The organism is Agrobacterium sp. rho-13.3, from assembly GCF_033957765.2.
Classification (GTDB): Bacteria; Pseudomonadota; Alphaproteobacteria; order Rhizobiales; family Rhizobiaceae; genus Agrobacterium.
The window spans coordinates 595,229-612,208 of the sequence record NZ_CP192775.1 but is presented as its reverse complement, the minus strand read 5'-3'; the positions used below and the strand labels follow the sequence as shown (position 1 = coordinate 612,208).

The window sequence follows — 16,980 nt, the reverse complement described above, 5'->3', positions numbered from 1 at the left end:
TCGCATCGGTGATAATGCTTTATCCGCTGCTCTGGATGTTGTCGGCATCCGTGCGACCGGAAAACGAGATATTCACGTCTGCCAGCATCATCCCGTCAAGCCTCAGCATCGACGCGTATATTCGAGGGTGGAATGGTCTCAAAGTCAGTTTCGGCACGTTCTTTTTCAACTCTCTGACGATCTCGATTCTGTCGGTTATCGGCAACGTCCTGAGCTGCTCGATGGCCGCCTTCGCTTTTTCTCGCCTCGAATTCCGCGGTCGAAAGATTTGCTTTGCGCTGATGCTGATCACTTTGATGCTGCCCTATCAGGTCACCCTCATCCCGCAGTACGTGCTGTTCCGCAGCCTTGGATGGGTGAACACCATTTTGCCATTGGTCGTTCCGAAGTTTCTAGCTGCCGACGCTTTCTTCATCTTCTTGATGGTCCAGTTCTTTCGCGGCCTTCCAAAAGAACTCGACGAGGCGGCGATGATGGACGGTTGCTCTGCCTGGCGAATCTATTGGCGGATCATGCTTCCGTTATCGACCCCGGTGCTGGCGACCGCGGCGATCTTCACGTTCATCTGGACATGGGACGACTTCCTTGGCCCCCTGATCTACCTGAGCGATATGCGCCAATACACTGTGATGCTGGGCTTGCGCACATTTACGGATTCAAGTGGAGTCTCGGACTTTGGTAGTCTGTTCGCCATGTCGGTTTTGACGCTCGTTCCGGTCTTTCTCTTTTTCCTCGTGTTCCAACGCCTTCTGATCGAGGGCATTGCAACCACTGGCATGAAACGGTGATCCCCATGAAAAAGCTATCGGTCGCCCTCGTCGGGTGCGGCATCGGACGCAGCCATATTGAGGAGGGCTACATCCCAAATGCCGACCTCTTCGATTTGAAAGTGGTTTGTGACCTGGATGCGGAGAAAAGCCGCAAGATTGCAGACGACTTCGGCATCAAGACGACGGTGCAGTCCTTCGACGCGCTGCTCGACATGCCGGACATCGACGTCATCGATATCTGCACACCTCCGCAGCTCCATCTGCCCATGATTATCAAAGCTCTCAAGGCTGGCAAACATGTCATCTGCGAAAAACCTCTCGTTGGGTCGCTCGCACAAATGGATATGGTGATCGAGCAGGAGAAAGCGTCTGTGGGCCGGTTGATGCCGATCTTCCAGTATCGCTTTGGCGACGGTGTGCAACAGGCAAAGGCCATCATCGACGCCGGTATCGCGGGTCGCCCCTATGTCGGCTCTGTCGAAACGTTCTGGCGCCGCGATGCCGACTACTACTCGGTTCCCTGGCGGGGCCGCTGGGCCACGGAACTGGGTGGCGTGCTCATGACCCATGCCATCCACCAGCACGACATTTTTACCTACTTGATGGGCGATATAACCCGCGTCTTCGGAAGGGTCGCCACGCGCGTCAATGACATCGAGGTGGAAGATTGTGTTTCCGCCTCGGTCGAGCTGTCCAGTGGCGCGCTTGGCAGCTTCACCGCCACCCTCGGTTCCGCAGATGAGATCAGCCGCATCCGGCTGGCCTTTGAGAACGTGACCTTCGAAAGCGATCTGGCGCCTTACAATCCGGGAGACCGGCCTTGGAAGATATTACCGAGAAACGAACGGGCGCGAGCCAGCATCGAAGCGGTTCTTGCCAACTGGGTCCATATTCCATCGCGGTTTCAAACCCAGCTGTTGCGGTTCTATCATTCGGTTGCGAGCCAGGGGCCGCTTCCGGTGAGCACCACAGACGCCAGGCGTGCACTGGAACTGGTGACGGCGTTCTACCAGTCGGCGTGGAATGGCAATGATGTGACTCTACCCATCTCGTCGGAACACGAAACCTATCACAATTGGGTTCCTGCTCATGCCCGCACGCCCATGGAGGTTCAAAATGTCAGCCACGGTTGAGCTTCAACAGGTCAGCAAGACCTACGGTGAACTGAAAGTCATTCACGGTGTCGACCTCAAAATCAACCCTGGCGAGTTTACCGTTTTCGTTGGTCCGTCCGGTTCCGGAAAATCGACACTCCTGCGGATGGTCGCCGGTCTTGAGGAGATAACGGATGGAGAGCTGATGATTGATGGCGCACGCGTCAACGATGTTGCGTCGGCTGAGCGCGGTATTGCGATGGTATTTCAGTCCTATGCGCTTTATCCGCATATGAGCGTCTACAAAAACCTGGCCTTTGGGCTTGAGACAGTACGCACGCCCAAGGCGGAAATCGAAACTCGTGTTCGACATGCAGCAGACATTCTGCAAATCGAACCGCTGTTGAAACGCAAGCCTCGCCAATTGTCGGGAGGCCAGCGCCAGCGCGTTGCAATCGGCCGCGCTATCGTGCGGGAGCCCAAAATATTCCTGTTCGACGAGCCGCTGTCCAACCTTGACGCCGAACTTCGCGTGCAGATGCGGGTGGAGATTGCAAAGCTTCATCGCAAGCTCGGCAGCACTATGATCTATGTAACGCATGATCAGGTCGAAGCTATGACGATGGCGGACAAGATCGTCGTTCTGAGAGGTGGCGTCATCGAACAGGTCGGTTCACCGCTCGAACTTTACAATCATCCCCGAAACCAGTTTGTCGCAGGGTTCATCGGTTCGCCGAAAATGAATTTTCTCCGTCTTGCCGGTCTGTCGCTGGAAAAGGGGTCCATTCAGGGCGGAGCAGGGTGGAGTGCGGAAACGCTTGGCATAAGGCCTGAGCACCTTCTCATCGAAAAGGCGCCAGCGCTAAAAGGTCTTGGTGTCGCTTCGGTCGACCTTGTCGAGAACCTTGGCGGACAAACCGTCGTCTATGCCACTCTGCGTGATGGGCAGTCGTTGACGGTTCTTCTCAATGGCCAGCGCGCGGTCAGTGACAGCATCGAAATTTATTTCGACCCGGCTCATGCGCACTTCTTTACAGCCGATGGGGACAGAGCGTCCCACCAGCAACATCAGTCCGCTTAGTGAGCGACGGCTCGGCCACCGGCGGCAGGGAGATTGCGAAGATGCGACACACATGGAACTGGGTTGAACCAACCGGCCTGACGACAATCTCCAATGTTGTACAGGCAGGCTTGGTCGCTCAACGGTTCGCAAAACCTCTCAAAGATTTATAATGATTTGGATAGGCCCAGACGGGCTTACACTGGAAGGAGTACAAGAATGCTGAGATTTGCCGTCGTCGGAATCGATCATGGGCATACGTTCGATCACGTGAAGGGCCTCCTTGCGGCTGGCGCCGAGTTTGTCGGCTATTGCCCGAAAACGTCCGTTCCGGCGCTTCTGGAAAATTTTCAGAAGACCTATCCGGATGTACCGCAGATCGATCGCGAGACGATCTTCGCCGATCCCTCGATCAATGTGATCTGCATAGCCGCCATCCCGCGAGACCGGGCCGGACTGGCGATCCGCGCGATGAAGGCCGGAAAAGATGTGATGACCGACAAGCCGGGCGTCACGACATTCGCACAACTCGAAGACGTCAAAAAAACGGTGGCCGAAACCGGTAAAATCTTTTCGATCTGCTTTTCCGAGCGCCATTGCGTGCGCTCCGCAGTCAAGGCAGGCAAGCTCATCAAAGAAGGTGCGATCGGCACGGTCATACAGACGCTCGGCATGGGTCCGCACCGCCTACAGCTTCCCACCCGTCCGGACTGGTTCTTCGATCCAGATGCCTTTGGCGGCATTATCGTCGACATCGCTTCTCATCAGATCGACCAGTTCCTGTTCTATACCGGTTCAACGAGCGGCGAGGTCGTGGCGAGCTCGATCGGTAATTTCGGCATGCCGGAAAAGCCAGCCTTCGAGGATTTCGGCGAAGTGCTGCTGCGCTCGAACACGGCGTCCGGCTACATCCGTGTCGACTGGTTCACGCCGGATGCACTGCCAACCTGGGGCGATGGCCGCCTGACCATTCTCGGCACCGAAGGCTACATCGAGCTTCGTAAATACATCGACATCTCGGGCCGCCCGGGCAAGGATCATCTCTTCCTCGTGAACGGCAAGGAAAACACCTACATCGATTGCAGCGACGAAAAGCTCGATTATTTCGAGGCTTTTGCTGCCGATGTACGTGATCGGACGGAAACCACGATGACGCAGGCGCATGTCTATGAGGTTTGCCGCCTTTCCCTGGAAGCGCAGACCAATGCCGCAAGCCTGGGTAAACGATAGGAGGATTGTCATGACAAGAAAACTACGCGTCGGCGTGATCGGTGCAGGCATCGCTGCGCGACACCTGATCGGTTACGACTGGAACAAGGATCTTTTCGAGGTTCCCGTGCTGTGCTCGCTGGACGAGAGCCGGGGGAGGGATCTTTGCGCCAAACACGGTATTGCCGAGTATACGCAGAACACGGATGAACTCTTCGCTCGTGACGACCTCGATATCATTGACGTCTCGACGCCACCAGGCTCGCACTTCGAATTTTGCCGCAAGAGCATCCAGTCCGGCAAGCACGTCATCTGCGAGAAGCCACTTTTTGGCTCTATTGCCGAGGTTGATGAGATGAGCCGCATTGTTGCCGGTTCAAACGGTAAGAAACTGATGCCCATTTTTCAGTACCGCTATGGCACCGGTTTGCAAAAGCTGAAGCGTCTGATCAATCTCGGCCTCGCCGGTCGTCCGTTTCTCACGACGATCGAAACGCATTGGTGGCGCGGCCCGGATTATTATGCCGTTCCGTGGCGTGGCAAATGGAAGACCGAACTTGGCGGTGGGCTGCTTGGCCATGCCATCCATGCGCATGACATGTTGAACTATGTGCACGGTGCCTGTGCCGAGGTGTTCTCTTATGGGGCGACCTTGGTTAATCCAATCGAGGTGGAGGACACGGCGGCTATCTCCATAAAAATGCAGAATGGCTCGCTTGCAACCTTGTCGATGACACTAGGATCGCGAAAGGAAATCTCACGCCTGCGCTTCTGCTTTGAGGATCTGGTGGCCGAAAGCATTGTCGAGCCATACACGATGGGTCGCGACCCCTGGACCTTTGTTGCGGGCAACGAGGAGCATCAAAAACGGGTCGATGACGCGCTTGCGGCTTACGAGCCCGAAGAGGACGGCTATACCCGCCAGTTTGAGCTCTTTTATCGGTCGGTCGTAGACGGCGGCGAGCCTCCCGTGACCCTTCAAGATGCCCGCAACTCGCTGGAGCTCGTGACCGCCGCCTACCATTCGCAACGAACCGGCACGCCGACGCAGATGCCGATTACGGCCGAACATCCGCTTTATCGGTCCTGGCTTCCCGAGGAAGAGCGCCGCATCGTCACGACGGCATAGGTTTCAATAGCAGTGCCCAAGACTACGATTGGAATCAGGTTGCAAACATTGCAAGGAAAGGCGGGTGGACCTCCTCTTGCGCTTGCCTGTCGACTTGGTTCATTGGTGGACCAGCGACAGGCGATGCACGGTGCTTGCACGTCATTTCGTCGTTACAATATTGGAAACACGTCCGCCTGATGTGACTGGTCGTCAGCGGAAAAATCGGAAACGCAGATCATGAAAACATTCGAACTGGCTCAATCCGGCGTTCAGGTCTCGAGCGTCATTCTCGGCCTCATGCGCATCGCCACGCTGACAGACGATCAGATTCGGTTGCTCTACAAAGCGGCCAAGGATAGCGGGATCAACGTTTTCGATCACGCCGATATCTATGGCGATGTGCCTCACCAGTGTGAGGCGCGTTTCGGAACGGCGGTCAAAATGTCGGCCTCTGAGCGGGAAGAGGTCGTGGTGCAGAGCAAGGTTGGAATTCGGTCTGGATTCTTCGATTTTTCCAAAGATCATATCTTGCAGCGCGTCGATGGTTCTCTGGCGGCACTCAAGACCGAATACATCGACGTCCTGCTTCTGCATCGCCCTGATGCACTGGTGGAGCCAGAGGAAGTCGCAGAAGCATTCGAGACGCTGCACAATTCGGGTAAGGTTCGGCATTTTGGTGTGTCCAACCACACGCCGGGCCAAATACGTCTTCTCAAAACGGCAGTCCGCCAGCCACTCGTTGCGAACCAGATTCAGTTGAGCATTGCCCACGCCCCGTCGATTGCGTTTGGCATAGCCGCAAACATGGCAGGTCTTGACCAATCGGTGGACAGGGACGGTGATATCATCAACTACAGTCGCACCCATGATATGACGTTACAGGCTTGGTCACCCTTCCAGAGAGGGTTCTTCGGAGGCGTCTTCGTAGGCGACCGTGAGAATTTTCCAAAGTTGAACATTGTGCTCGACGAACTTGCAGAAAAATACGGCGTGTCACCATCGGCGATCGCAGTGTCATGGATCGCGCGCCATACGGCGAACATTCAAACGGTTCTCGGAACGACCACTCCCGAGCGTGTCAGTGACGCGGCTGCCGGCGCGGACGTCTCATTGACGCGTGAGGAGTGGTATCGTCTGTTCACCTCCGCTGGCTATACATTGCCCTAACCTCCAGTCGAAGAGGCTCTGCAAATACCGAGTTTTGGTTTTCTGGCTAAGGCGGCGGTATTGCTGATCGTACGTTTGAATAGCATTTAAAATGTTGAAGAAATTCAGTATAAATATATATTGCCGACAATAGTCATATTTTGGTTGAAAAATCAGCTCGACGTTCTGCGCCGGATTATTGAGGAATTTACGTGACATGAACCGCAAGGCAGGCACTTCTGATTCGTTCGGAAAAAACTGGCGACCAAGGACGCCTGCGTAAAATGACTGTTTCTGATCACCAGCACACAAAAAACCAACGGAAGCGGAGCCTTTACGAAGAGCTTTATTCACGACTGAGGGACGATATTTCCCAAGGGCGGGTGCCTGCGGGTATCGTACTGACGGAGGCGCCTCTGGCAGAGCTTTTGGGAAGCAGTCGTGCACCGGTGCGGCAGGCTCTTCAACTGCTTGCCGAAGATGGCCTTATCAGTCGTTTCGATGGCCGTGGATTTGTCGTCGGCCCGGCAGGGACGCAGATCAGACGCATCAATATTACGGAAAGCCTTGGACACCTCGTTGACGCGCAGGAAAGACCGCTGTTTGCGTGGCAAGCGCTATACGAGGATGTAGAACGGATCGTTGTCTATCGATCCTTCTTCGGGCGGTTTCGTATCAACGAGTTGGAGCTTGCGCGCTACTATGGCGTGGGTCGCACTGTAGCAAGAGACGTTCTTCTCAAGCTGGAAACTCTGGGCATCACGGAAAAGGACGACAGCTTTCGTTGGTCGATCGTACCCCTCGACGAGTGCCGTATTGCCGATCTTTACGAAGTGCGGGAACATATCGAGCCGTTGGCACTGGCACGGGCCATGGATGCCGTGCCCGATGACCATATCGACAGGATGCTGACGCGGCTTTCGCAGACATTGGAGAGTTACCCAGCGGTCTCGGCTGCAACGATGTATGATCTCGAACTCGATCTGCATGTTCGCAGCATCCAGCCTTGCCCCAACAAAGAGCTTCTGAGCGTACTCCAGCGTACCCACTGCATTCTCACGCTCAGCAAGCATGTGCTTGGCATCCAAATGGAAATGCCGGAATACGAACCGTTTCTCGCCGAGCATATCGCCGTTTTCCGAATGATGAAGCGGCGCGACAAGGAAGGTCTCGTCCTGGCGATGCGCAGCCATATTCATGGCTCCCAACCGAAGGTGGTTGAGCGGGCGGCCACCGTGCGCAAAACCTATAAGCCGGACGATTGCAGCTTCATCATCTGATCGTTTCGCGGATCAGGTCACCGCGCCGACCTGCCACGGAACGAATTCGTTATCGCCATAATCGTAAATCTCGCTCAGCGTCTTTTTGCCGGATGCGACGGCGATGATGCTTTCGAATATCCGCTCGCCTGCCGCTTCGATGCTGTCTTCGCCAGTAACGATCCCACCGCAGTTTATGTCCATATCCTCTTGCATATGCTCATACATTTCCGTGTTCGTGGATATTTTGATGCAAGGCGCGGGTTTGAAACCCGAGACGGAGCCGCGGCCTGTCGTGAAACAGATGACATTGCAGCCACCAGCAACTTGGCCCGTGACAGCGACGGGATCATATCCGGGCGTATCCATGAAAACGAAGCCGGGCTCGGTGACAATTTCGGCATATTCGTAGACGGCTTTCAATGGCATTGTGCCCCCCTTGGCAACAGCACCCAGTGACTTCTCCAGAATTGTTGTCAGGCCACCCAGCTTGTTACCATGTGACGGATTGTTGTTGAGTTCGGCACCGTTTCGCTGTGTGTAGTCGCGCCACCAGTCGATCCGCGACAGAAGTTTTTCGGCAATTGCCGGGGTCGCCGCACGGCGGGTGAGCAGATGCTCCGCACCGTAGATTTCAGGGGTCTCCGCCAGAACGGACGTGCCGCCGTTGCGCACAATCAGGTCGGACGCGTAGCCGAGCGCCGGGTTTGCGGAAATGCCGGAATAGCCATCCGAACCGCCGCATTCCAGCGCCACCTTCAGGCCAGACAGGGGTTGTGGCGTGCGTTTGGCAGCGTTTACCTCCGGCAGCATATCGCGGATCATCTCGCTTGCCGCTTCGATCGTCTTGCGCGTACCACCGAGGTGCTGGATGGTCATGGTGCGCAGGCGCTTGCCTTCTTCCAGCTTGAAATGTTCGAGGATCGGGCCAATTTGGTTGGTCTCGCAGCCAAGGCCAATCATAAGGATCCCACCGAAATTGGGGTGCCGTGCATAGCCTTGCAGCGTGCGGATCAGCATCAGGTAGCCTTCGGCTTTGGTATTGATCGCGCAGCCGCCCCCGTGGGTCAGCGCAACAACGCCGTCGACATTGTCGAAACCGTCAAGCCCACCTGTCCGATTGAAGTGCGTGGCAATGGCTTTGGAGACCGTCGCCGAACAGTTCACAGTAGTGATGATGCCGATAAAGTTGCGTGTGCCGATGCCGCCGGCTCCGCGATCGAAGCCCATGAAGGTGCGGCGCTCGGCCTCGGGCAGCATCCCCTTTTCCTCTATATCGACGCTGAACTGATGCTGATGTTCGGATTCGATGACGGCAAGGTTATGGAGGTGAACATGCCCGCCAGCTGGAATGAACTGCGTGGCAATTCCGATCGATTGGCCAAACTTGCGAATTTCCTGCCCGGTGGGGATGTCGCGTACCGCAATTTTGTGACCCCGCGGAATCTGGTCCGCCGCGACAAGGCCATCAATTCCCGTCTCGGCGCCTGCTTTCACCATGGCACGCGCCACAGCTACGTCGTCTATGGCGTTCAGGAGGATTACCGGTGAGTTCGAAATGGACATGGCCGCTTTCCAGAGATGAATTGAAATAATGACTATTGCAGGCAATAAACAATCATGTTAGGTGAGTTTCGTCAAGGGAAATTGGGAAGCGAACTTGACGGGAGGACATCTTGGGCTATCAGTTTGATTTCAGCTTTGTGGTCGAGTACTGGCCTCAGCTCATCGACGGCGCTTTGCGCACGCTCTGGCTTTCGGGCTTCAGCATTGTGTTCGGTTTCGTCTTCGGCGCTGGGTGCGCCATTGCACGCATCCACGGTTCGCCCATGGCGCAGCGCTGTGTCGGCGCCTATGTCGACGTCATCCGCAACACGCCACTGGTCATTCAGGCCTTCTGGCTTTTCTTCGGCATGGCAGCGCTCGGCTTTCGCATTCCGGCTTTTTATGCGGCGATCATCACGCTGGTTATCAATGTCGGCGCCTACACGACTGAAATTTTGCGTGCAGGTCTGGAATCCGTGCCGAATGGCCAGCGCGAAGCGGCAAACTGTCTTGGCTTGAAGACATGGCAGGTGATTTTTTATGTCGAGCTGCCACAAGCCGTCGAGCGTGTTTATCCGGCGCTGGTCAGCCAGTTCATTCTGATGATGCTGGCGACGTCGATCATGTCGCAGATTTCCGTCGAGGAACTGACGGGTAGCGCCTACGGCATACAGTCACTCACCTTCCGTGGTTTCGAAATCTACATCGTCGTCGCCGCTGTCTACCTGCTTTTGTCATGGCTGACCCGTGCGGTCATGATGCTGGTGGGCAAGCTCGTCTTCACCCGAAAACGCCGTCTCGGCACGGCACTGTGAGGACATGATCATGGGTGGCATTACATATCCGCAGCTTCTTTTCATCCTTCAGGGCGCTGGCTGGACACTGGTTCTGTCGCTGCTGGGCTTCGTGGGCGGAACCGTTATCGGCCTGCCTGCCGCGATCGCCCGCACCTCGAAGAACGGCGCGCTTCGTATCGCGATCGCAGCCTATATAAATCTCATTCAGGGCATTCCTCTGCCCATCATCATGTTCCTGGCCTATTTCGGCATTTCGATTGCCGGCTTCAACGTGCCGGCGCTGGTGGCGGCGGGCATCGCGATGACTGCCTATTCCAGCGCCTACCTCGCTGAAATCTGGCGTGGCTCGATCGAATCCGTGCCCAAGGCGCAATGGGAAGCGGCGGAATGTCTGGCACTGACCAACCTACAGCGCCTCACGCATGTAATCTTGCCGCAAGCCGTGCGGATTTCCATCCCGCCGACCATCGGCTTTCTCGTGCAGATCGTCAAAAACACGTCTTACGCGGTTGTCATCGGATTTGCGGACCTCACCTATTCGGCCCGTCTGATCAACAATACGACCTTCAAGCCGTTCACCGTCTTCACGATCGCAGCCGTTCTCTATTTCGCGATCTGCTTTCCGCTCTCCAAGTATAGCAAGACGCTCGAACGCAAACTCAAACGCAGCTGATTTAGGGAAATGGCCATGTCGTCTCTGGTAGTGTTCAAGGATGTCCACAAAGCCTATGGACATGTCGAAGTCCTGAAAGGCGTCTCGTTCGATGTGCCGAAAGGCCACGTCGTCGCCCTCATCGGGCGCAGCGGTTCGGGCAAAAGCACGGCGCTTCGCTGTATCAACGGACTCGAGAAGATCAAGTCCGGCACGCTCGACGTTTGCGGCCGAAGCCTGGGTATGGACCCTGATCTGCGCGATTTGCGCATGGAAGTCGGGATCGTTTTCCAGAGCTACAATCTCTTTCCTCACCTGACGGTCGAGGAAAACATCACGCTCGCGCCTCGCCTTGCCAAGAAGCTCTCCAAGGCGGACGCCAAAACAATTGCCGAACGGGTGCTGAGGCAGGTCGGCCTGTCGGAAAAAGCGCAGTCCTATCCGGAACAGCTCTCCGGTGGCCAGCAGCAGCGTGTGGCGATTGCCCGTTCGCTTGCTATGGAACCACAGCTGATGCTGTTCGACGAAGTGACGTCGGCGCTTGATCCGGAACTGACCGGGGAGGTGCTCAGAACCATCGAGGCGCTGGCCCAGGGCGGTATGACCATGGTGCTTGTCACGCATGAGATGGCGTTCGCCAAGCGCGTCGCCGATACGATCATCTTCATGCATCACGGCGTCGTGTGGGAAACCGGCGATGGTTCTATGCTGGACAATCCGCAGACACCGGAACTGAAACAGTTCATCGGCAACGGCCTTTGACGACGACGATTTTTCTCACCATAGGGAGGTAACGATGGTGGCTTTTAAGGGACTGATCAAACTGACGCTGGCGGCTGCAACCGTCTTCACGCTGGCGCAGACGGCCATGGCCGATACGCTTGCCGACATCAAGGCACGGGGCCGCGTCCTTATCGCCATCGACCTGGGAGCCCCGCCCTACGGTATGCTCGACGGCAGCGCGAAACCGTCCGGTTCGGATGTTGAAGCGGCACAGGCGCTCGCGAAGGATCTGGGCGTGGAACTCGAAATCGTTCCGGTAACGGGACCAAACCGCGTGCCTTTCCTTTTGACCGGCAAGGCCGACATCGTCATGGCTTCCTTCTCCATCACCGACGAGCGCAAGAAGGTCATCGATTATTCGGCGCCTTACGGCGTTGTGCCGACGGTCATCGGCGGCCCTGCTGGTGAAGCGGTTGCCGATTTTGCGGCGCTTTCCGGCAAGACCGTCGCCGTAACCCGCGGTACCACAAGCGATGCGGCGCTCACCAAGGGCGCAAAGGCCGCCAGCGGTGTCGAAATCGTTCGTTACGAGGATGACGCGACGACAAATACCGCCATTTCCACCGGTCAGCAGGATTATATTGCCGCAGCTGCCTCCGTGATCAAGCAGGTCAATATCGCCAACCCCTCGCGCAATGTCGAAGTCAAATTCGTCATGACGACGGCGCCCTATGCCATCGGCCTGCGCCAAGGAGAGACTGAGCTGAAAGCCTGGCTCAACCAGTGGGTGGCCACCAATATCTCGAGCGGCAATCTCAACACGATCTACGAGAAGCATTTCGGCATTCCACTGCCGGCTGAATATCAGGCCAAGAAGTAAGAGGAACGGAAAAGTCTGCCCGGACCTTGCTGTCGGGGTGGGCTTTTTTGTGTACCAGAGAGGATTGAGACAATGCTGATTTCCCAGGTCAAGGCCAATGACGGTTCGATCACGGTCGCCGTTCGCGAAGCAGGCGGGATTGCCCGTACGGTTTTTGGTGCCAGCAGTGTGTATGCGCTGGCGCTGGAAGCCGCCAATTCGGGCAAGAGCCTCAAGGCTGTTGTCGAGGCCTACGGCCTTGGCGACGAAGTCGATCTTCAGGATGCCTACGCCAAGGGCAATTTCCTGCCACCGATCACCCATCCGGATGACGCACATCTGCACTTGACCGGCACGGGCCTGACGCATCTGGGCTCGGCATCGACGCGCGATGCTATGCATGCCGCCGTATCCAAGGTGGAAGAGGGCGCTACCGACACGATGAAAATGTTCAAGATGGGGCTGGAAGGCGGCAAGCCGAAGCCCGGTCAAAAGGGTGTTCAGCCCGAATGGTTCTATAAGGGCAATGGTAGCCAGGCGGTCCCACCCGGCGGCAACCTCGTCTCCCCATCATTTGCGCAGGATGGCGGCGAAGAGCCGGAAATGGCCGGCATTTACGTGATTTCCGACAAGGGTGCGCCCTTTCGCATCGGCTTTGCCGTCGCCAACGAATTTTCCGATCATGTGACCGAGCGCGTCAACTATCTCTATCTTGCCCATTCCAAGCTGCGGCCAGCAAGCTTCGGACCGGAAATCCGGGTTGGCGAAGCCCCAAGAGATATCCGCGGTACCTCGCGCATCATCCGCAACGGTGCTGTCCTTTGGGAAAAGCCGTTTCTGTCGGGCGAAACCAACATGTCCCATAGCTTTGCCAATCTCGAATATCACCATTTCAAGTACGGAATTTTCCGTGCACCGGGCGATGTGCATGTGCATATGTTCGGGACGGCGACACTGTCCTTCGGTGACGGCATCAAGACCGAAGCGGGTGATGTCTTCGAAATCGAGGCTGCCGAATTTGGTCTGCCGCTCCGCAACACACTGGCGAGTGCAGGCGAAGACGACGTGACGATCGGCCAGCTTTGATGTCCATGCATTTGACTGTGGTGCCTTTTGCAAGGGCACTCTATGCCACCGAGTAGGCTTCAAGCCTATGACTATCCATCAGAACCTTATTGGCGGCGAGTGGATCGGAGCCGACACTTCGAAAAACATCAATCCGTCCGACACCAATGAAGTCGTTGGTCTTTACGTACAGGCAAGCGCAGAAGACGCCAAACTCAGCTTTATCGGCCAGCTTCTATAATCATTGCCTTGGCCCACTGCCGTGAGTCATCGGGATAGTCGTTTCGATGGAGCCGAAACGACATGTTCCGTTCAAATCACACAGGCATTCTGAAATTCCAATTTTCATCTTTTCCTTTACAGCCCCTCTCTGGCAGATGAATGTGGCCATATACGCTAGTGAACGAAAAGAATGCCTCTTTTGAACCTGAAGCATCCACTGCCACCGCTCAACGCTCTTCGGGCCTTCGATGCGCTCGCCCGCTGCGGCAGCCTTCGAGCTGCCGCCGAAGATCTTGGCGTTGTGCCCGGCGCTGTTCGACAGCAGCTTCAAAGCCTTGAGGACTATTTCGGCGCGGCTCTTTTTCTCCGCACGGGTGGCCGTGTGACGCTCAATGCAACCGGACTGCGTTTGGCCGATGCGGTCGGAATTGCATTCGCGATTGTCTCTCGCGCGGCAGAAGAGGTCCAGCAACGGGATCGTAAGACGCGTCTTCGGCTTGGCGCGCCTATGCCGATGGCTCTCTCTTGGCTCATGCCGAAACTGTCGCGCATCCATGCCGATCTCCGCGATCTGGAAATTGACATCGTTCCGGTTGCCATCACCCGCACACTCGCCGATGCACCCGATATCGACGCCATGATTGCCGGTGGCGAATATCGGCCGCTGCCTGACATCGTCGCAACGGCATTCATGCCCGATGCCTTCGGCCCCGTTTGCAGCCCTGCCGCAATTGCGCTATCCGGCGCCGATCGAGAGGGATGGCTAGAAAACGTCACGGCCTTGGTGGCACGCGATGTGTCTTATCTGTGGGACGACTGGTTTCGCGAAAGCGGCACGCGTCCGTCGCGCTTCTTGAAGCGTGTTGAAATCGAGGATTTGACATTGGCGATCGGCGCGGCGAAGGCGGGCCTCGGCGTGACGATAGCGCCGCGTGTTTCGATAGAGACAGAACTCGCAGGCAATGCGCTGACAGCGCCGTTCGGTTTCGTACCTCGACCGGTCGGCTTCAGGCTGTGTTCTCGGATCGCGGATCGCAAGAGCAACGCGATCGGACTTCTCGCGGACTGGTTGTTGCGGGAAGGCCAGGCCAGCGATCCGGACTGAACAGGAAAACTGCCCATCACCGCAGTATTATATCTCTGTCGCCTACCGAATTTGCATATTAGGGACTATCCGCAGCGCACACATGACCAGCGGAGACAAGAGCCATGACCCGACAAGACCAGCTTTCGCGGATCGAATGGGTGGCGAACAGTTGCCCGCTGCTGAAGACGATAGCAGAAGAATTCTCGCAGACGCAGCCGTTTCGCGGTTTGACGATCGGCACGGCCATTCATCTGGAACCAAAGACTGTCGCTCTTCTCCTGACACTGCGCGCTGGCGGCGCCAGTCTTGTCGTGACTGGCAATCTCAACAGCACGCAGCCCGAAACGGTGGAATATCTTGAACGGCATCAGATCGATGTGATCGGCGGAAAAACGACTGACGCCGCTGCCCATAGCGGCTTTATCGATGCCCTGCTTGATCGCAAACCGGATCTGCTGCTCGACAATGGCGGCGATCTTTTCGGCCGCGTGGCCGATCGTCCCTATAAAAACCTCCTGGGCGGCACCGAGGAAACGACATCCGGCCGACGTCGTCTCGCGCCGATGCGCGTTGCGATCGGATTGCCGGTCCTCGTCATCAACGACAGCCCGATCAAGCAATTCGCCGAAAACCGCCACGCCGTCGGCCAGTCGCTGTTCGAGAGCTATATGCGTTTCACCAATCGCTCGACCAACGGCAAGCGCGTGACGGTTTTTGGCTACGGTGCGTGCGGAAAGGGCACGGCAGCCTGCTTTCGCCATGCCTACAGCGCCGTCAGTGTCGTTGATACCGATCCGGTCACGGCACTCGAAGCCCATCTCGATGGCTTCTCGACGCCGCTTAGACGTGACGCCATCACCTCGGCGGATTTGATTATCACCGTCACAGGCTTTGCCGATGTGATCACTGCCGCAGACCTGCCACTGTTCAAGGATGGTGTTATCCTGATGAACGGCGGACATTTTCCCACTGAGATCGACGTCGATGACATCAAGGCCGTGGTGGGTGCCACTAGAATCGATAGATATGCTGCCGATGGTATTGAAACCCTCCATCTAGAGGATGGCCGGAAAATCCATATCCTCGGCGGCGGTCATATGGCCAATCTTGCCGGTGCGCGTCCCTTGGGTAACTCGGTCGAATCCATGGATCTGGGCTTTGCCCTTCAGGCGCGCTGCCTCGAACGGGTCGCTGGCGGCCAGCTCGACCACACCTCCTGCGTGGTTCCGGTCCCTGCCGATATCGATGCGAAGGTCGCCTCTGCCTATCTTGATCTCAATCGCTAAGGACAATGTGGAATGTTGCGTTGGGGAATTCTTGGGACCAGTTTCATTTCGGACACGATGGCGCAAGCCATCGCCTCCAGCGAAAATTCACGTCTTGAAGCGGTCACGGGCCGTGATCCCGGCCGCCTGCAAAGCTTCGCGGACCGCCACGGAATTGCGAAGCGCCATGGCGATATCGGCGCGTTGCTGGAAGATGGCGATGTCGATGTGGTCTATGTTGGGCTGCCGAACAATGTTCACCACACGGCGGTAATAGCCGCTGCCGAGGCTGGCAAGGCAATTGTTTCGGAAAAGTCGCTCACCGTGACCATGGCGGAGGCTGATGCGCTCGCGGACGCCGTGCGGACATCCGGCGTATTTTTCATGGAAGGGTTGATGTATCTCAATCACCCGCTGATTGCCCGATTGGGTGCAATCCTTCGATCAGGTAGCCTAGGGGAACTCAGGTCGATCAACGGCCTCTATGCCGCCGATATCAGCAAATTCGTCAATCCCGCCGGCGGCGGCACGCTTTTCAATCTGGGATGTTATCCGGTATCGCTCTTGCATTATGTCCTGCAAACAATGTGCGGTGACGACGCGTTCAGTCTTAGGAAAATTGCCGGTCACGGCGTTATGTCTGGCACGGACGGCAATGTCAGTGACGCGGCGGTCTCTGTCCGGTTCTCGAACGGCGTGCTCGCTACGCTTCAGTCGACCGACAGCTATGGCATGGCATGGAATTTTACCATCTATGGCAACAAGGGCGTCGCCCGTTTTAAGACCAACCCTTGGCTTCCTGTCGCTGGCGACAATGTTATCGAGATTGAAATCTACGGCCATGCGCCGGAGCGGACCGTCGTATCCAGCGGGCTAGATGCCTTTCAGCATCAGGTATCGTCAGTCGAAACCGCCCTGCGCGACAAGCTGACACAAGCCCGTAGGCCTTCGCCCCGGCTCAAAGATTCGCTGGAGATCATGGGATTTCTCACCGACTGGCATGCTTGCTGCCGTGTCGACGACTGACGAGCAGGAAGCATTATATGGCAAAACGGCCCCGCCGAAACCAGATATTCATGCGGTTTTCGTATAGCTATTCATGGCAAATACGTTTTG

The 16,980-nt window shown here is 56.5% G+C and carries 17 protein-coding genes; 16 read left to right on the top strand and 1 reads right to left on the bottom strand.

The window, feature by feature from the left end; translation table 11 throughout:
• Nucleotides 1–14: 14 nt before the first annotated feature.
• From RMR16_RS17705 to RMR16_RS17675, 7 genes are all read left to right on the top strand, one after another.
• A complete protein-coding gene (locus tag RMR16_RS17705) occupies nucleotides 15–788 on the top strand; it encodes a carbohydrate ABC transporter permease (protein ID WP_320198997.1) in 774 nt (257 codons plus the stop codon).
• 5 nt (nucleotides 789–793) lie between these two features.
• Entirely contained in the window at nucleotides 794–1,903 is a 1,110-nt protein-coding gene (locus RMR16_RS17700) for a Gfo/Idh/MocA family protein (protein ID WP_320198628.1), read from the top strand.
• A complete protein-coding gene (locus tag RMR16_RS17695) occupies nucleotides 1,887–2,945 on the top strand; it encodes an ABC transporter ATP-binding protein (RefSeq protein WP_320198627.1) in 1,059 nt (352 codons plus the stop codon). Before RMR16_RS17700 ends, RMR16_RS17695 begins: the two co-directional genes overlap by 17 nt.
• A gap of 198 nt (nucleotides 2,946–3,143) precedes the next feature.
• Nucleotides 3,144–4,154 (top strand): Gfo/Idh/MocA family protein, encoded by a 1,011-nt coding sequence (locus tag RMR16_RS17690; RefSeq protein WP_320198626.1) that lies wholly within the window; start codon nucleotides 3,144–3,146, stop codon nucleotides 4,152–4,154.
• Nucleotides 4,155–4,164: 10 nt separating this feature from the next.
• Nucleotides 4,165–5,262 carry a Gfo/Idh/MocA family protein gene (locus RMR16_RS17685; RefSeq protein WP_320198625.1) on the top strand — a complete coding sequence of 366 codons (1,098 nt, stop codon included), beginning with the start codon at nucleotides 4,165–4,167 and terminating at the stop codon, nucleotides 5,260–5,262.
• 219 nt (nucleotides 5,263–5,481) lie between these two features.
• Nucleotides 5,482–6,411, top strand: a complete 930-nt coding sequence (locus RMR16_RS17680) for an aldo/keto reductase (protein ID WP_320198624.1) — start codon at nucleotides 5,482–5,484, stop codon at nucleotides 6,409–6,411.
• Between the two features lie 263 nt (nucleotides 6,412–6,674).
• Nucleotides 6,675–7,670, top strand: coding sequence for a GntR family transcriptional regulator (locus RMR16_RS17675; RefSeq protein WP_320198623.1), 996 nt, complete (start codon nucleotides 6,675–6,677; stop codon nucleotides 7,668–7,670).
• Nucleotides 7,671–7,682: 12 nt separating this feature from the next.
• On the opposite strand, the gene RMR16_RS17670 is transcribed toward RMR16_RS17675, so the two are convergent.
• Nucleotides 7,683–9,215: a UxaA family hydrolase gene (locus RMR16_RS17670; protein WP_320198622.1), complete on the bottom strand. Its 1,533-nt coding sequence runs from the start codon at nucleotides 9,213–9,215 to the stop codon at nucleotides 7,683–7,685.
• Nucleotides 9,216–9,325: 110 nt separating this feature from the next.
• Here RMR16_RS17670 and RMR16_RS17665 point away from each other — a divergent pair, with 110 nt between their 5' ends.
• The 9 genes from RMR16_RS17665 (at nucleotide 9,326) to RMR16_RS17625 (ending at nucleotide 16,890) form a co-directional block, all read left to right on the top strand.
• Nucleotides 9,326–10,009: an amino acid ABC transporter permease gene (locus RMR16_RS17665; protein ID WP_320198621.1), complete on the top strand. Its 684-nt coding sequence runs from the start codon at nucleotides 9,326–9,328 to the stop codon at nucleotides 10,007–10,009.
• A 10-nt stretch (nucleotides 10,010–10,019) separates the two neighbouring features.
• Nucleotides 10,020–10,664: an amino acid ABC transporter permease gene (locus RMR16_RS17660; protein WP_320198620.1), complete on the top strand. Its 645-nt coding sequence runs from the start codon at nucleotides 10,020–10,022 to the stop codon at nucleotides 10,662–10,664.
• Between the two features lie 15 nt (nucleotides 10,665–10,679).
• The gene (locus tag RMR16_RS17655) at nucleotides 10,680–11,405 is read left to right on the top strand and encodes an amino acid ABC transporter ATP-binding protein (RefSeq protein WP_320198619.1); all 726 of its coding nucleotides are present in this window, start codon (nucleotides 10,680–10,682) and stop codon (nucleotides 11,403–11,405) included.
• 34 nt (nucleotides 11,406–11,439) lie between these two features.
• Nucleotides 11,440–12,246, top strand: a complete 807-nt coding sequence (locus RMR16_RS17650) for a transporter substrate-binding domain-containing protein (protein ID WP_320198618.1) — start codon at nucleotides 11,440–11,442, stop codon at nucleotides 12,244–12,246.
• A 72-nt stretch (nucleotides 12,247–12,318) separates the two neighbouring features.
• Entirely contained in the window at nucleotides 12,319–13,311 is a 993-nt protein-coding gene (gene araD1, locus RMR16_RS17645; RefSeq protein ID WP_320198617.1) for an AraD1 family protein, read from the top strand.
• 67 nt (nucleotides 13,312–13,378) lie between these two features.
• A complete protein-coding gene (locus tag RMR16_RS17640; protein WP_320199022.1) occupies nucleotides 13,379–13,531 on the top strand; it encodes a hypothetical protein in 153 nt (50 codons plus the stop codon).
• 171 nt (nucleotides 13,532–13,702) lie between these two features.
• Entirely contained in the window at nucleotides 13,703–14,617 is a 915-nt protein-coding gene (locus RMR16_RS17635) for a LysR substrate-binding domain-containing protein (RefSeq protein ID WP_320198616.1), read from the top strand.
• A 104-nt stretch (nucleotides 14,618–14,721) separates the two neighbouring features.
• Nucleotides 14,722–15,885 carry an adenosylhomocysteinase gene (locus RMR16_RS17630; protein ID WP_320198615.1) on the top strand — a complete coding sequence of 388 codons (1,164 nt, stop codon included), beginning with the start codon at nucleotides 14,722–14,724 and terminating at the stop codon, nucleotides 15,883–15,885.
• A gap of 12 nt (nucleotides 15,886–15,897) precedes the next feature.
• The gene (locus RMR16_RS17625) at nucleotides 15,898–16,890 is read left to right on the top strand and encodes a Gfo/Idh/MocA family protein (RefSeq protein ID WP_320198614.1); all 993 of its coding nucleotides are present in this window, start codon (nucleotides 15,898–15,900) and stop codon (nucleotides 16,888–16,890) included.
• Nucleotides 16,891–16,980: the final 90 nt, after the last annotated feature.

What these genes read in the sequence shown, in the direction of transcription:
- RMR16_RS17700 (WP_320198628.1), top strand. Translation starts at nt 794, where the DNA reads ATGAAAAAGCTATCGGTCGCCCTCGTCGGGTGCGGCATCGGACGCAGC.
- RMR16_RS17685 (WP_320198625.1), top strand. Translation starts at nt 4,165, where the DNA reads ATGACAAGAAAACTACGCGTCGGCGTGATCGGTGCAGGCATCGCTGCG.
- RMR16_RS17680 (WP_320198624.1), top strand. Translation starts at nt 5,482, where the DNA reads ATGAAAACATTCGAACTGGCTCAATCCGGCGTTCAGGTCTCGAGCGTC.
- RMR16_RS17675 (WP_320198623.1), top strand. Translation starts at nt 6,675, where the DNA reads ATGACTGTTTCTGATCACCAGCACACAAAAAACCAACGGAAGCGGAGC.
- RMR16_RS17695 (WP_320198627.1), top strand. Translation starts at nt 1,887, where the DNA reads ATGTCAGCCACGGTTGAGCTTCAACAGGTCAGCAAGACCTACGGTGAA.
- RMR16_RS17640 (WP_320199022.1), top strand. Translation starts at nt 13,379, where the DNA reads ATGACTATCCATCAGAACCTTATTGGCGGCGAGTGGATCGGAGCCGAC.
- araD1 (WP_320198617.1), top strand. Translation starts at nt 12,319, where the DNA reads ATGCTGATTTCCCAGGTCAAGGCCAATGACGGTTCGATCACGGTCGCC.
- RMR16_RS17630 (WP_320198615.1), top strand. Translation starts at nt 14,722, where the DNA reads ATGACCCGACAAGACCAGCTTTCGCGGATCGAATGGGTGGCGAACAGT.
- RMR16_RS17625 (WP_320198614.1), top strand. Translation starts at nt 15,898, where the DNA reads ATGTTGCGTTGGGGAATTCTTGGGACCAGTTTCATTTCGGACACGATG.
- RMR16_RS17705 (WP_320198997.1), top strand. Translation starts at nt 15, where the DNA reads ATGCTTTATCCGCTGCTCTGGATGTTGTCGGCATCCGTGCGACCGGAA.
- RMR16_RS17690 (WP_320198626.1), top strand. Translation starts at nt 3,144, where the DNA reads ATGCTGAGATTTGCCGTCGTCGGAATCGATCATGGGCATACGTTCGAT.
- RMR16_RS17635 (WP_320198616.1), top strand. Translation starts at nt 13,703, where the DNA reads ATGCCTCTTTTGAACCTGAAGCATCCACTGCCACCGCTCAACGCTCTT.
- RMR16_RS17670 (WP_320198622.1), bottom strand. Translation starts at nt 9,215, where the DNA reads ATGTCCATTTCGAACTCACCGGTAATCCTCCTGAACGCCATAGACGAC.
- RMR16_RS17660 (WP_320198620.1), top strand. Translation starts at nt 10,020, where the DNA reads ATGGGTGGCATTACATATCCGCAGCTTCTTTTCATCCTTCAGGGCGCT.
- RMR16_RS17650 (WP_320198618.1), top strand. Translation starts at nt 11,440, where the DNA reads ATGGTGGCTTTTAAGGGACTGATCAAACTGACGCTGGCGGCTGCAACC.
- RMR16_RS17655 (WP_320198619.1), top strand. Translation starts at nt 10,680, where the DNA reads ATGTCGTCTCTGGTAGTGTTCAAGGATGTCCACAAAGCCTATGGACAT.